Here is a 13,870-nt window from a genome sequence, read left to right as displayed (position 1 = left end):
CGTTTGTTTGGGGTGTGAATTCGACTGTCGAATTCACACCCCAGGACCACCTCGTTCGCAGCCTCATGCAATCACATCAGACAGGCACGTTCCAGATTTCTTTCGCATATTGACGGATGGTGCGATCGGAGGAGAACCAGCCGACACGCGCAACGTTGCGGATTGCCCGGGCATACCAGTCGGGACTGTTGCGCCAGACTGCATCGACCTCGCGCTGGGCGGCGGCATAGGCATCGAAATCGGCAGCAACCATGAACCAGTCGCTGCTGTAGAGACCGTCGATAAGGTCGCGGTAACGCTCTGGATCGTCCGGCGAAAAGACACCTGACGAAACAGCCGCAACTGCTTGCGCCAGCTCGGATGATCCTTCGATGACTGCGCGCGGGTTGTAGCCGTTGTTTCGCCGCTCTGCGACCTCGGCGGTGGTCAGGCCGAAGATGAAGATATTGTTGTCGCCGACGCACTCCTTGATCTCGACATTGGCGCCGTCGAGCGTGCCGATGGTCAACGCGCCGTTCAGGGCGAACTTCATGTTGCCAGTGCCGGACGCTTCCATGCCGGCGGTCGAGATCTGCTCCGACAAGTCGGCAGCCGGCATCATGATCTCGGCCAGGCTGACATTGTAGTTCGGCACGAACACCACCTTCAGCAAGCCGCGCACCGCCGGGTCGCGGTTGATGACCTTGGCGACGTCGTTGGCGAGTTTGATTATCAGCTTGGCATTGTGATAGCTGGGCGCCGCCTTGCCGCCGAAGAACTTCACGCGCGGCATCCAGTCACGCTCGGGATGCGAGCGGATCTGATCGTAAAGCGCGATCGCCTCGAGGATGTTCAGGAGCTGGCGCTTGTATTCGTGAATGCGCTTGATCTGGATATCGAACAGCGCCGAGGGGTCGACCTTGATGCCGAGACGGTCGGCGACGAGGTTGGCCAGCCGCGCCTTGTTGGAGCGCTTGACGGCGGCGAACTTGTCGCGAAACGCGGCGTCGCCGGCGAAGCCATCGAGATCCTTGATGGCGTCGATGTCGTCGAGAAAGCGATCGCCGATCGCCTCGCGGGCGAGCGACGTCAGGCCGGGGTTGCACTGGATCAGCCAGCGCCGGGGCGTGATGCCGTTGGTCTTGTTGTTGATGCGATCGGGGTAGAGCTTGTGCAGGTCGGCAAACACCGTCTCCTTCATCAGGTCGGTGTGCAGAGCCGAAACGCCATTGATCGAATGCGAGCCGACAAAGGCCAGATTGCCCATGCGCACCCGGCGGTCGCCATTTTCCTGGATCAGCGAGATGCGGCTGATCTGCTCGTCCGAGAACTGGTTGGACGCGCGCGCCTCAAGCAGCACTTCGGCATTGATGGCGTAGACGATCTGCATGTGGCGCGGCAAAAGCCGCTCGAACAGCGGCACCGGCCAGCTTTCCAGCGCCTCGGGCAGCAGCGTGTGGTTGGTGTAGCCGAAGGTGCGCTTGGTGGTATCCCAGGCCTGATCGAAATCCATGCCGTGGACATCCATCAACAGGCGCATCAGTTCAGGCACAGCGATGGCCGGGTGGGTGTCGTTGAGGTGGATCGCAGCCTTGTCGGGCAGCGATTTCAGGTCGCCATACTGGCTGAGATGCCGCTGGACGATGTCCTGCAGCGAGGCGGTGGAGAAAAAGTACTCCTGTCTGAGCCGCAGTTCCTGCCCGGCCTTGTGGGAATCGGCGGGATAGAGAACGCGCGACAAGGCATCGGCCTTGTTGCTTTCGGCAAGCGCGCCGATATGGTCGCCGGCATTGAATTTGTCGAGCAGGATCGGATCGACCGGCATGCCCGACCAGAGCCGCAGGGTGTTGACGCGATTGGCCCGCCAGCCGACCACGGGCGTATCATAGGCGACGGCCAGCACATGCTCGGTCGGCTTCCAGACATGGCGATCGAGTCGGCCATCCTTCGAGGTGATCGATTCCACCGAACCACCGAACCCGACCTCGAACGAGCGTTCGCGGCGCTCGAACTCCCACGGGTTGCCGTGATCGAGCCAGGTTTCGGGCAATTCGACCTGCCAGCCGTCGTGAATCTCCTGGCGGAACATGCCGTTGGCGTAACGAATGCCGTAGCCATGCGCGGGGATGTCGACGGTCGCCATGCTTTCCATGAAGCAGGCGGCAAGCCGGCCGAGGCCGCCATTGCCGAGTGCCGCATCAGGCTCGAGCGCGGCGATGAGATCGAGATCGACGCCCAGCGACGACAACGCCTCGCGCATATTGTCCATCAGACCGAGATTGGAGAAGGCATCGCGCATCAGCCGACCGATAAGGAACTCCAGCGACAGATAATAGACGCGCTTTTCCTTCTGGTCATAGGCCTCCTTCGTCGCCTGCATCCAGCAGTCGACGATGCGATCGCGCACGACCTTGATCGAGGCGGTCAGCCAGTCGTATTGGGTCGCGACGGTGGTATCCTTGCCGACCCGATATTTGAGGGCCATCAAGACTTCCCTTGCGAGCGTCTCTGGATCAGGATTTTCGAGCAGTGGCGGGAGGGGTTCGGATTCGGATGTCATCGCGCTCGTCATGCTGCCTCTCGTGCGGTTGCCATGATCATACCGGCTTTCATCGTTCCTCCCAGCCCATGCTAGCCGATACCGCTACATGTTCAATCGATTTAGGTCAGCCCATGCTTGCCTTACCCTGTGGCAATTTGGCCATCTGAAGCGCGGCGCGCCCAGACGATCTGCGCGACGCGCTTCAAATTCTTGTTCCGTGCCTGTCGTTGTCCCAAAACCGTCACGCACTTTGGCCACATGCCTCAAGCCGCGAGCGCTGCCTCGGGCGGAACCTTTGCACCGGTCATGAAAGCCACGGCATCGGACATCGTATATTGCTTGGGATCGATGACGCAGAGGCGACGACCCAGCCGGTGGATGTGAATGCGGTCGGCCACTTCGAAGACATGCGGCATGTTGTGCGAGATGAGCACGATCGGCAGGCCGCGCTTCTTGACGTCGAGGATCAGTTCGAGCACGCGGCGGCTTTCCTTGACGCCAAGGGCTGCCGTCGGTTCATCCATGATCACGACACGACTGCCGAATGCGGCGGCGCGCGCCACCGCCACGCCTTGGCGCTGGCCGCCTGAGAGCGTTTCCACCGCCTGGGAGATGTTCTGGATGGTCATCAGGCCAAGTTCGGTGAGCTTGTCGCGGGCGCGCTTTTCCATCGCCGGACGGTCGAGCATACGAAGCCAGTCGCCCAGAAAACCCGGTTTGCGGATCTCGCGGCCAAGGAACATATTGTCGGCGATCGACAGCGCCGGCGACAGCGCCAGATTCTGATAGACGGTCTCGATGCCGGCTTCGCGGGCCTCCATCGGCGATTTGAAGGCGACGGGTTTGCCTTCAAGCCGAATCTCCCCTTCGTCGGGCACGGCCGCGCCGGAAATCGCCTTGATGAGCGACGACTTGCCGGCACCATTGTCGCCTATGACGGCGAGGATTTCGCCTGGGTAGAGGTCGAAGTCCGCATTGTCGAGAGCGGTGACGCGGCCATAGCGTTTGATCAGGCCACGAGCGGTGAGGATGGGTTCCTGAGTCATGGTCATGCCGAAACCTTTCTGATCCATTGGTCGACAGCCACGGCGCCGATGATCAGCACACCGGTGAGCAGCACTTTCCATTGCGGATCGGCGCCCAGCATGTTGAGGCCCATGGAGACGACGCCGACGATCATCGCGCCAAACAGCGTGCCCAGGATCGAGCCGCGTCCGCCGAACAGAGAAATACCGCCGATCACCGTCGCGGTGATCGCCTGCAGATTGTAGTCGGTAACGGCGGCGGACGGCGAGATCGACCCGTTGCGGCCGATCGAGACCCAGGCCGCGAAAGCTGCGATCAACCCGGCAAGGGTGTAGACCGTCACCAGCACCTTCTTGGTCTGGATACCCGACAGCTTCGCCGCTTCCTGGTCGTCGCCGACGGCGTAGACATGGCGGCCCCATGCCGTGTGATTGAGCACGTACCAGAGGATCATCACAAGCAAGACTGTCGCAATGACCCCGAGCGTCAGTACCGCGGTCCCAACTTTAAAGCTAAGGGCGAACAGATGCAGCAGCGGTGCCTGGTTGTCGACGTCGGTGTCGCGGATCGTCTCATTGGCCGAATAGATGAAATTCGTGGCCATGACGATGTTCCAGGTGCCAAGCGTCACGATGAAGGGCGGCAGCTTCATGTAGGCAACCAGCAGCCCGTTGAGCAGCCCGCAGGCCGCGCCGGCGGCAAGCCCGATCGCCACGGCGAGCACACTGGGCATACCGTAACTGACCGCGCAATTGCCGATGATCACCGCTGAAATCACCATGATGACGCCAATCGACAGGTCGATGCCGGCGGTCAGGATGACCAGCGTCTGCGCGGCGCCGAGAATGCCGACGATGGCAATCTGCTGCAGGATCAGCGTCAGCGTGTAGGACGAAAAGAACCGCCCTCCGATGGTGATGCCGAAGACGATGATTGCCAGAACCAGCACGATCAACGGCACTGCGGCCGGAGTCGAATGCAGGAAATGCTGGATGCGCTTGACGGCCGATTTGTGCTCGTCAAAAGCGGCTACGCTGGTGTCGCTGCCCGAGAGAACTTTCTCGAATTCTTGAGCTTGAGCCATATTTCCTCCCCGTGGGGCTGCAGCCAAACGCCGACGCCCGTCCACGCTTATCCGGTCTGCTGCCGGGATTGTTCGCGGTCACGCGACCATCGTCCACCCGAAGCGGCCGGGGATCAAGCCCCGACCGCTCAGGTTCGGTTGTTGCCGGTCAGACCGGCATCAGCCCCAGCACTTGGCGAGGCCTTCCTTGGTGTCTATGGACTTCACGCCGGTGGCCGGCTTGTCGGTCACCAGGTTGACGCCGGTGTCGAAGAAATTCTTGCCTTCGGTCGGCTTCGGCTTGGTTCCGTCCTTGGCGAAAGCTGCGATCGCCTCGATGCCAAGTGCCGCCATCTGCAGCGGATATTGCTGCGACGTGGCACCGATGACACCTTCGGCCACCGACTTCACGCCAGGGCAGCCGCCATCGACGGAAACGATCAGCACCTGGCTTTCGAGGCCGACGGCCTTGAGCGCCTGGTAGGCGCCGACAGCTGCGGGCTCGTTGATGGTGTGGATCACGTTGATGGTGTTGTCCTTCTGCAGAAGGTTCTCCATCGCCTTGCGGCCGCCCTCCTCGTTGCCGTTGGTGACGTCGTGGCCGACGATGCGCGCATCGTCCTCATCGCCGATCTTGTTGGGATCCTTCACGTCGATGCCGTAGCCCATCATGAAGCCCTGGTCGCGCAGCACATCGACGGTCGGCTGCGAGGGGGTCAGGTCGAGGAAGCCGATCTTGGCGTCCTTGGCCTTGTCGCCGAGTGTGGCGGCGGCCCAGGCGCCGATCAGCTTGCCGGCTTCGAGATTGTCCGTTGCAAAGGTTGCGTCGGCGGCGTCGATCGGATCGAGGGGCGTGTCGAGCGCGATCACCAGCAGACCCGCGTCACGCGCCTTCTTCACGGTTGGCACGATGCCCTTGGTGTCGGATGCCGTGATCAGGATACCCTTGGCGCCGTCGGCGATGCAGCTTTCGATCGCCGCGACCTGGCTCTCGCTGTCGCCGTCGATCTTGCCGGCGTAGGTCTTGAGGTCGACGCCGAGTTCCTTGGCCTTCGCCGTGGCGCCTTCCTTCATCTTGACGAAGAAGGGATTGGTGTCGGTCTTTGTGATCAGGCAGGCACCGACACCGGCCGCGGATGCGGACGAGGCAAACGCCATCAGGCTCAGAGCCGCGGCGGCAAACACGGTCGATTTCAACAGTTTTGTATTGGTCACGATCTTCCTCCCAGTGGAACCATTCCGGATGCCGGCCAACCGGCACCTGCGGCGCATCCAACGAAATTCTCCCAGCGTGGACGCTGTCTCAACAGACACCAGGCCGAGGCTTCTGTCAATAATTAAATCACTCTTATTTATTATTGACAGTCTTGCTTCGTTCACCCATTCTGGCCCGAAAAGCCTTGAAGGGAAACGACGGGAGGAACAGGGTGGAAACCGCCATTGCGAGGCACGGTTCGCCCGAGATGAATGACAGCCTCATTCACCGCGGCACCAACCAAAGTGGCATGCGCGACCACAACGAGCGGTTGGTGCTCTCGCTGGTGCGTCAGCATGGCAGCCTGGCGAAATCCGACATCGCCCGCATGACCGGACTTTCGGCGCAGACGGTTTCGGTCATCATGCGCGAACTGGAGGAAGAAAACCTTCTGCTGCGCCAGGCGCCGTTGCGCGGCAAGATCGGCCAGCCCTCCATCCCGATGGCGCTCAATCCCGAAGGCGCTTTCTTCATCGGCCTGAAGATCGGGCGGCGCAGCGCCGAACTCGTGCTGATCGACTTTCTCGGCAATGTGCGCTCGATGCTGCAGCATTCATACCGCTACCCGGCGCCACGCGAGACGGTGGACTTCGTGAGCAACGGCATGCGGCAGATGCGTGGCGAACTGACGCCCGCACAGGACAAGCGTATCGCTGGACTCGGCATCGCCATGCCGTTCGAATTGTGGAACTGGGCCGATACCGCCGGCGCCCCGCGCGACGTCATGGACGAATGGCGTCATCGCGACATCAGGGGCGACATCCAGGCGCAATGCGATTTTCCAGTCTACCTGCAGAACGACGCTACTTCAGCCTGCGGCGCAGAACTCGTCTTCGGTCAGGCGAGCGCTGCGCGTGACTTCGTCTACTTCTATATCGGCGCCTTTGCCGGTGGCGGCATCGTGCTGAATGGCCGGCTGTTTGGCGGCCCGACCGGCAATGCCGGCGCACTCGGTTCGATGCCCGTACCAGGGCCGGACGGCAAGCCGACGCAATTGATCGACGTGGCGTCCATTGCCATGCTCGAAAAGGCGCTCAATGCGCGCGGCGTCGAGGCCTCGCATCTGTGGACGTCGCCGGAAGACTGGGGCGAGATCGGCGCCGAACTCGACGACTGGATCGCCAGTGCTTCGCGGGCGCTCGCCTACGCGATCGTCGCCGCGTCCTCGGTCATCGATTTCGAGGCGGCGGTCATCGACGGATGGATGCCGAAGGCCGTGCGCCGCCGGCTGGTCGATGCCATCATCACGGCCATCGCCACGATCGACGGCGAAGGCTTGAAGCTGCCCGCCGTTCGCGAGGGAACCGTCGGCATTCATGCCAGGGCGCTCGGCGGCGCCAGCCTGCCACTTTCCGAACGCTTCCTGATTGGCTCGACGACGATTTCCAGGAGCGCCTGATGTTGATCGGAATCCCGGCGCTGCTCGGTCCGGAGCTTCTGGCGATACTGCGCGGCATGGGCCATGGCGACGAAATCGCCCTTGTCGACGGAAATTATCCGGCCGAGCAACAGGCGAGCCGGCTGGTGCGGGCTGATGGTCACGATCTTATCCCGATGCTCGATGCGATATTGAGCGTCTTGCCTGTCGATGACGTCGTACCGGAGGCGCTATTTCGCGCCTCCGTGAAAGGCGATCCCTCGCTTGCCGATCCTGTCCACCAGGAGATCGAGGCAACCTGCGCCAAACGCGCGCCGGGCCGCAAAGTGGTTGCACTGGCTGGCGCCGACTTCTATGCACGGGTCAAATCGGCGCATGCCATCGTCGCGACAAGCGAGCCGCGGCTCTACGCCAACATCATCATTCGCAAGGGCGTGATCTATCCGCCGGAGACCAGGAAGCCATGATCCTATGCTGCGGCGAAGCCCTGATCGATATGCTGCCGCGCACGACGACAGCGGGCGAGCCGGCTTTTGCACCTTATGTCGGCGGCGCAGTGTTCAACACGGCGATCGCACTGGGCCGGCTCGGCGCGCCGGCCGGCTTCTTTTCCGGACTGTCGTCGGATCTATTCGGCGGTCAGTTCAGGGATGCGCTGGAGGCGAGCAAGGTCAGCTCCACCTATGCACACACCTCGCCACGACCGACCACGTTGGCCTTTGTCAAGCTCACCAACGGCCAGGCGACCTACACCTTCTATGACGAGAACACCGCTGGCCGCATGCTCACCGTCGACGACCTGCCGCAGCTCGGCAGCGAGATCGAAGCCATGCTGTTCGGCGCCATCAGCCTGATCTCCGAGCCCGCCGGCAGTGCCTATGAAGAGTTCATGCGGCGCGAGCATGAAAGCCGTGTCATGATGCTCGATCCCAACATCCGGCCGAACTTCATCCCGGACAAGGCCAAGCACCTCAGGCGCATCCGCGCCATGATGGCGATGGCCGATATCGTGAAACTGTCGGACGAAGATTTGAACTGGTTCGGCGAAACCGGCTCGCATGAGGATGTCATCAACAGCTGGCTGGACCGCGGTCCCAAACTGATCGTCGTCACGCATGGCAGCGAAGGCGCCGTCGGCTACAGCAAGCAGTACGCCGTCACGGTGATGCCGGAAAGGGTCGAGGTGGTCGACACGGTCGGCGCCGGCGACACGTTCAACGCAGGGATCCTCGCCTCGCTGCATGAACAAGGCCTGCTGACGAAGACGGCAATCGCCAGCCTTTCCAGGGATGCCATCGGCAAGGCGCTGGCGCTTGGCGCCAAGGCGGCGGCGGTCACGGTCTCGCGGGCCGGCGCCAATCCACCCTGGCGGCACGAGATCGCCTGAGCGGCCCGAACGTGCTCAAGATTGGTTGAGCCCGTCGATCACTTTATGTTTCGCTGGGCCGATGCCAGGGATAACAGGGGCAGGATCGTGCCTGATGAAGCCCGGAATTCCGGCATCTCGCGAAGACATGCCGGGAAATATGAGTAACAGACTGCGACACCTGGGCAATTCGCGGTTTTGCCTGTCCGGCTTTCTCGGCAGGCGCAACTCTGGTACCAGCGGCCGGTTATCTGGCTAAACCGTTTTTGAGGCCGACATGCAGTTCATCGATCTTGGCGCGCAGCGCGAACGAATCCGCGACCGGCTGAAGGCCGCGATCGACCGCGTCGTCGATGAGGGCCGCTATATTCTCGGCCCCCAGGTCACCGAATTCGAAAACAAGCTCGCCGCCTATGTCGGCACCAAGCATGTCGTGGCCTGCGCCAACGGCACGGATGCACTGCTGTTGCCGCTGTTTGCGGCCGGGATCGGCCCGGGCGACGCGGTCTTCGTGCCGAGCTTCACCTTCGCCGCCACCGCCGAAGTGGTGGCGCTGGCCAAGGCCGAGCCGGTTTTCGTCGATGTCGACCCGCATAGCTACAACATCGACATTGCCAGTCTTGAGGCGGCCATCGCCATGATCAAGAAGGAAGGCCGGCTGAAGCCGAAGGCAATCATTCCCGTCGATCTGTTCGGCCTTGCCGCCGACTACGAGGCGATCATGGCGATTGCCAACCGCGAAGGCCTGATGGTGATCGAGGATGCCGCCCAGTCGATGGGCGGTTCGCTCGAGGGCAAGATGTGCGGTTCCTTCGGCGCGGTCGGCTCGACCAGCTTCTATCCGGCAAAGCCGCTTGGCTGCTACGGCGACGGCGGCGCGATGTTCACCAATGACGATGCGCTGGCCGAGCAGCTCAGATCCTTCGCCTTCCACGGCAAGGGCGAGACGCAATACGACAATGTCCGCGTCGGCATCAATTCACGGCTCGACACGATACAGGCGGCGATCCTGATCGAGAAGCTGGCCATTCTCGAAGACGAGATGGTTGCCCGCCAGATGGTGGCAATGCGCTATGCGGACGGACTTGGCGACATCGTTACCGCCGCCCGCAATCTGGACGGCAGCCGTTCGGCCTGGGCGCAGTACGCGATCGAGACGCCGAAGCGCGACGGGTTGAAGGCGCATCTTGGTGAAAAGGGCATTCCGTCTGTTATCTACTATGTGAAGCCGCTGCATGCCCAGGTCGCTTACCGCGACTACCCGCGCACGCCGACCGGCCTTGCCGTGTCGGAAGACCTGCCGAAGCGAATCCTCTGTCTGCCGATGCACCCCTATCTCAGCGAAGCCGACCAGGACCGCATCATCGAGACGATCCGCAACTATATCGGATCGAATTCAGCGCAGGCCGCAGCCGAGTAAGCTGCCGGGCTGCCGGGCCTTCTCAAGCTGGGCTGGCCCCTGCCCCGCTGGCAATAAAATGCGGATTGGCAAAATCCTCGTCGTCGCTTTGCCTGCGCTTGCCATAGAGCAAAGGTTGGCCGTCCAGTGTGCGTGTCATGCCGCCGGCCGCGCGCAACACGGCGTCGCCCGCTGCCGTGTCCCATTCCATGGTGCGGCCGAAGCGCGGATAGACATCCGCCTGGGCGCTGGCGACAAGACAGAATTTCAAGGACGAACCGACCGAGACGATTTCGGCGGCGCCGCATCTAAGGCGGCATTCAATGGGGCAATCTTGGCCTGCGCCGCCCATACCTGGCACAAGATTGAGACGAACCGCTGAATCGTCTTGCCCGGCCTTCGATCAGGCGACGAAAGCAATCTTGGAGCCAAGCATTCCAAGGACTTCGCCCTCCGGACGGGGCCGGCCGAAATAATAGCCTTGAACCTCGGTGTAGCCTTGTTCGCGCACCAGTCTGAACTGCTCCGCAGATTCCACGCCTTCCGCTGTCGTGATCATTCCAAGGTTCGCGCCGAGATCGGCTACCGTCCTGACAATCGCGGACATTCCCTTCTCGTCTGGCAGACCGTCAATGAAAGAGCGATCGAGCTTGATCTTGTCGAAGGGGAAAGACCGTAAATAACTCAGCGAGGAATAGCCGGTGCCAAAATCATCCATGACGATACGCACACCCAACTGCTTCATATTGTAAAGCGCAGCGAGTGTCGCCTCTGTGCCGGTGAGCAGCACCGACTCGGTGATCTCCAGTTCCAATCGACCCGGCGACAGGCCCGAATCCGCCAGTGCCAGCGCCACGTGATGCACGAGGGCGTGGCTTTTGAATTGAACCGCCGAAAGGTTGACGGCAACCTTGATGTCATGCGGCCACGCAGCCGCATGGGCGCAAGCCTGCCGGAGCACCCACTCTCCCAAGGGAATGATCAGGCCGATCTCCTCGGCCAGCGGGATGAACTCCGACGGGAGGACGACACCGCGCGCTGCATTATTCCACCGCAGCAGCGCCTCAAAGCCGATCACCTTCTGGGTCTGAGCGTCGACCAGTGGCTGGTAGTATAGCTCGAACTCGCGGCTAACCAGTGCGCGCCTCAGATCCAGCTCGAGCTGGCGGCGGCGCTGCGCCCGCGCATCCATCTCGGCTTCGAAGAAGCGGTAGGTGCCTCGACCGTCCGCCTTTGCCCTGTAGAGCGCCAGATCCGCATGCTTAAGCAAGCGATCCGCGTCATCGGCATCGTCCGGGCCAAGCGCGACCCCGATGCTCGTGCCGATCACCACCTGGTGACCCTCGAGATCGAACGGCTGACAGAGGCTGTCAATGAGATGGCGGGCGAGCGCCTCAGGCTGCTCCGGTCCCTCGATGCCGGACTGAACGACAACGAACTCGTCGCCACCCAGGCGCGCGAGAGTGTCGTTCTCACGAACACAACCGGTCAGGCGCTCTGCTACCGCCTTCAACAGCAGGTCGCCGACGGTGTGACCGAGCGTGTCGTTTACCATCTTGAACTGATCGAGATCGAGGCAAAGCACCGCAGCCCTCTCACCGGCGCGGCTGCGGCCGAGAGCGTCTGCAATCTTCTCATGCAGCAGGTAACGGTTCGGCAGTCCGGTCAGAGCATCGTGCCCCGCCATATGTGCAATCTCCGCCTCGGCCCTGACGCTCTCGGTGATGTCTTCGTGTGTTGCGACGTAACCCCCTCCCTGCCTGGGATTGTATGTGACCTTGACGGTTCGGCCGTCGGTGAGCTCCATCTTGGCGCTTGCGACTCCGCCTCTCGATCGAGAGACCATTACGACGTCGAAGTACGTCGCCATGTCGACCGGAGCGTTGCCGACCGACGCGCGGTGCTCGAGGATGCGATCGAGCGGCGTGCCGGAAGTCATCAGGTCTGCAGGTAAATCGTACATTCGGCCATATTGGGCATTGCAGACGATCAGGCGTGTCTGTGCATCGAACATGCACATCCCGTGCGGCAAATTCGTCAGCGCTGCATCCAAGCGACTGTTCTGCTCCGAGAGTGCGGCCTCGATGCGCCGTCGCGCGACGACACTATCACGAAACTCCTCGACAGCCCTTCCGATCGAACCAATCTCGTCGTCGCGGTTGGCGACGTCGAAAACCACGACGTCGTTATCGCCCTGGGCCAGCCGCGACAGCGCACGCGCGATTGAGACAAGAGGATCGGACAGACCCCTCTTGAGGCGCAGGATGATCCAGGCCGTGAGGATCAGGCCAACCGCTCCGATGCCTGCCATGAGCCCGATGGCGAATTCAGAAACCCCTTCGGCCTCGCTGACGTCGTTCGTTGCGGACGTTGCGGCGGCATGGCTCAAAGCATCCAGCGCTCGCGAGACCCCGTCGCTGAGCGTTCTCAGCTTGTCGCGTTGGACCGCATCGGCGGCCCCATTCGTCGCGGCGTCCGTCGATGCGTCAAGCTTTACCAGATAGGCCTCGAGGGCAACGCCGAGGGTCGCGGCCATGCGTCGCTCCTCGCCCGACAAAGCGAGGTTCGAGTAGGCGGTCCCGAGATCCCGAAGACGCTGGCGTGCTCGCGCCGGCGCCAAACCGGCAACGTCGGGCAGAGATGTGGCCTCGGCGAGGCGAAGCCGGCCAAGCTCGGCTTCAATGTCGCCAAGAATCCGCGCCGCCGGGAGCGACTTCAGGTTCAGGCTTTCGACGAGATCTTCGATAAGATCGATCTGTATCGAGGCGAGCGATACAGTCGCCAAGAGCACGACAAAGAACAGGCCGGAAAGGCCCAGGAGACGCGCTCGAATGGATTTGGCAAACATCCTGATTGACTTCTACCCCAAGCGTTGACAACTACAGGTTGCCACACTCGCCTTAAGCACAAGTGAAGACATTCAAGATGAATGGAACTACCTGAATTCAGCGCAGGCCGCAGCCGAGTAAGCTGCCGGGCCTTCTCAAGCGGGGCTGGCCCCTGCCCCGCTGGCAATAAAATGCGGATTGGCAAAATCCTCGTCGTCGCTTTGCCTGCGCTTGCCATAGAGCAAAGGTTGGCCGTCCAGTGTGCGTGTCATGCCGCCGGCCGCGCGCAACACGGCGTCGCCCGCTGCCGTGTCCCATTCCATGGTGCGACCAAAGCGCGGATAGACATCCGCCTCGGCGCTGGCGACAAGACAGAATTTCAAGGACGAACCGACCGAGACGATTTCGGCGGCGCCGAGGTCGCGAATATAGGCCTCGGTTTCCGGCGTGTTGTGCGACCGACTGGCAACGACGGCCAGCGGCGCGACGGCTGTTCTCACCGAAATCGGCCGACGGGCTGTGATCTGGAAGTCGCCATTGATTTCGAGAGATTCCGCCTTGCCCGGCAGGCCCGAAAAGAAGCGGCCCGTGCAGGGGGCAAAGACGACTCCGACCTCCGGCACGCCGTGACGGACAAGCGCGATGTTGACGGTGAAATCGGTGCGGCGGTTGACGAATTCCTTGGTGCCGTCGAGTGGATCGATGAGAAAGAAGGCCCCGTCCAGGTTGGGCGGCACGATGCCGGCGGATGCTTCCTCTTCGGCCACGCAAGGTATGTCGGGAAATGCGGCGCGCAGTCCGGCGAGAATGATCTTCTCACTCTCACGGTCCGCCTCGGTCACTGGCGACGAATCGGACTTGCGGTCGACCGCACAGCCGGCATGGAACACGCGCATCACCTCGCGCCCGGCCGCCAGCGCAAGCCGCTCGAAGGTTTCGAGCACCTCCGTGTCGTCAGATGCCGCCGCCGCTGTCGTATTGGTCTTCGGCAATGTCGCGCTCGTTCAGCCAGTGTTCCAGGGCGTCTACCATCT

Annotated in this window: 11 protein-coding genes and 1 pseudogene; 5 read left to right on the top strand and 7 right to left on the bottom strand. The window is 62.1% G+C overall.

Going from position 1 to position 13,870, the window contains the following annotated elements:
- Positions 1 to 76: 76 nt before the first annotated feature.
- The 4 genes from NKJ89_RS25585 to NKJ89_RS25570 all read right to left on the bottom strand — a co-directional run bounded on the left by NKJ89_RS25585 (position 77) and on the right by NKJ89_RS25570 (position 5,768).
- Positions 77 to 2,551: a glycogen/starch/alpha-glucan phosphorylase gene (locus NKJ89_RS25585; RefSeq protein WP_352606638.1), complete on the bottom strand. Its 2,475-nt coding sequence runs from the start codon at positions 2,549 to 2,551 to the stop codon at positions 77 to 79.
- A gap of 233 nt (positions 2,552 to 2,784) precedes the next feature.
- Positions 2,785 to 3,567 (bottom strand): ATP-binding cassette domain-containing protein, encoded by a 783-nt coding sequence (locus NKJ89_RS25580; protein WP_023760533.1) that lies wholly within the window; start codon positions 3,565 to 3,567, stop codon positions 2,785 to 2,787.
- A gap of 2 nt (positions 3,568 to 3,569) precedes the next feature.
- The gene (locus tag NKJ89_RS25575) at positions 3,570 to 4,631 is read right to left on the bottom strand and encodes an ABC transporter permease (protein WP_023760534.1); all 1,062 of its coding nucleotides are present in this window, start codon (positions 4,629 to 4,631) and stop codon (positions 3,570 to 3,572) included.
- Between the two features lie 159 nt (positions 4,632 to 4,790).
- Complete coding sequence (locus tag NKJ89_RS25570; protein ID WP_502898064.1) at positions 4,791 to 5,768, bottom strand: sugar ABC transporter substrate-binding protein; 978 nt, start codon at positions 5,766 to 5,768, stop codon at positions 4,791 to 4,793.
- A gap of 269 nt (positions 5,769 to 6,037) precedes the next feature.
- Here NKJ89_RS25570 and NKJ89_RS25565 point away from each other — a divergent pair, with 269 nt between their 5' ends.
- The 4 genes from NKJ89_RS25565 to NKJ89_RS25550 all read left to right on the top strand — a co-directional run bounded on the left by NKJ89_RS25565 (position 6,038) and on the right by NKJ89_RS25550 (position 10,029).
- Positions 6,038 to 7,264 (top strand): ROK family transcriptional regulator, encoded by a 1,227-nt coding sequence (locus NKJ89_RS25565; RefSeq protein ID WP_352606636.1) that lies wholly within the window; start codon positions 6,038 to 6,040, stop codon positions 7,262 to 7,264.
- Positions 7,264 to 7,710 carry an RbsD/FucU family protein gene (locus NKJ89_RS25560; protein WP_352606634.1) on the top strand — a complete coding sequence of 149 codons (447 nt, stop codon included), beginning with the start codon at positions 7,264 to 7,266 and terminating at the stop codon, positions 7,708 to 7,710. The genes NKJ89_RS25565 and NKJ89_RS25560 overlap by 1 nt, the downstream gene beginning before the upstream one ends.
- Positions 7,707 to 8,630, top strand: coding sequence for a carbohydrate kinase family protein (locus tag NKJ89_RS25555; RefSeq protein ID WP_352606632.1), 924 nt, complete (start codon positions 7,707 to 7,709; stop codon positions 8,628 to 8,630). Before NKJ89_RS25560 ends, NKJ89_RS25555 begins: the two co-directional genes overlap by 4 nt.
- A 256-nt stretch (positions 8,631 to 8,886) precedes the next feature.
- Positions 8,887 to 10,029: a DegT/DnrJ/EryC1/StrS family aminotransferase gene (locus NKJ89_RS25550; RefSeq protein WP_352606630.1), complete on the top strand. Its 1,143-nt coding sequence runs from the start codon at positions 8,887 to 8,889 to the stop codon at positions 10,027 to 10,029.
- Positions 10,030 to 10,051: 22 nt separating this feature from the next.
- Here NKJ89_RS25550 and NKJ89_RS25545 read toward each other — a convergent pair.
- Both NKJ89_RS25545 and NKJ89_RS25540 read right to left on the bottom strand, forming a co-directional pair.
- Positions 10,052 to 10,312, bottom strand: a pseudogene (locus NKJ89_RS25545) (3'(2'),5'-bisphosphate nucleotidase CysQ family protein); the annotation flags it as partial.
- A 99-nt stretch (positions 10,313 to 10,411) separates the two neighbouring features.
- Positions 10,412 to 12,397 (bottom strand): putative bifunctional diguanylate cyclase/phosphodiesterase, encoded by a 1,986-nt coding sequence (locus NKJ89_RS25540; protein WP_352606628.1) that lies wholly within the window; start codon positions 12,395 to 12,397, stop codon positions 10,412 to 10,414.
- A gap of 51 nt (positions 12,398 to 12,448) precedes the next feature.
- Here NKJ89_RS25540 and NKJ89_RS25535 point away from each other — a divergent pair, with 51 nt between their 5' ends.
- Complete coding sequence (locus tag NKJ89_RS25535) at positions 12,449 to 12,865, top strand: hypothetical protein (protein ID WP_352606626.1); 417 nt, start codon at positions 12,449 to 12,451, stop codon at positions 12,863 to 12,865.
- Positions 12,866 to 12,991: 126 nt separating this feature from the next.
- Here NKJ89_RS25535 and cysQ read toward each other — a convergent pair whose 3' ends face one another.
- Entirely contained in the window at positions 12,992 to 13,780 is a 789-nt protein-coding gene (gene cysQ / locus NKJ89_RS25530; protein ID WP_352606738.1) for a 3'(2'),5'-bisphosphate nucleotidase CysQ, read from the bottom strand.
- Positions 13,781 to 13,870: the final 90 nt, after the last annotated feature.

Source organism: Mesorhizobium sp. M0047, from assembly GCF_040323315.1.
Classification (GTDB): Bacteria; Pseudomonadota; Alphaproteobacteria; order Rhizobiales; family Rhizobiaceae; genus Mesorhizobium.
Note: the sequence above shows the minus strand (reverse complement) of the source record. Positions and strands in the feature narration are given on the sequence as shown.

What these genes read in the sequence shown, in the direction of transcription:
- NKJ89_RS25555 (WP_352606632.1), top strand. Translation starts at nt 7,707, where the DNA reads ATGATCCTATGCTGCGGCGAAGCCCTGATCGATATGCTGCCGCGCACG.
- NKJ89_RS25550 (WP_352606630.1), top strand. Translation starts at nt 8,887, where the DNA reads ATGCAGTTCATCGATCTTGGCGCGCAGCGCGAACGAATCCGCGACCGG.
- NKJ89_RS25585 (WP_352606638.1), bottom strand. Translation starts at nt 2,551, where the DNA reads ATGACGAGCGCGATGACATCCGAATCCGAACCCCTCCCGCCACTGCTC.
- NKJ89_RS25570 (WP_502898064.1), bottom strand. Translation starts at nt 5,768, where the DNA reads ATGGCGTTTGCCTCGTCCGCATCCGCGGCCGGTGTCGGTGCCTGCCTG.
- NKJ89_RS25575 (WP_023760534.1), bottom strand. Translation starts at nt 4,631, where the DNA reads ATGGCTCAAGCTCAAGAATTCGAGAAAGTTCTCTCGGGCAGCGACACC.
- NKJ89_RS25560 (WP_352606634.1), top strand. Translation starts at nt 7,264, where the DNA reads ATGTTGATCGGAATCCCGGCGCTGCTCGGTCCGGAGCTTCTGGCGATA.
- NKJ89_RS25580 (WP_023760533.1), bottom strand. Translation starts at nt 3,567, where the DNA reads ATGACTCAGGAACCCATCCTCACCGCTCGTGGCCTGATCAAACGCTAT.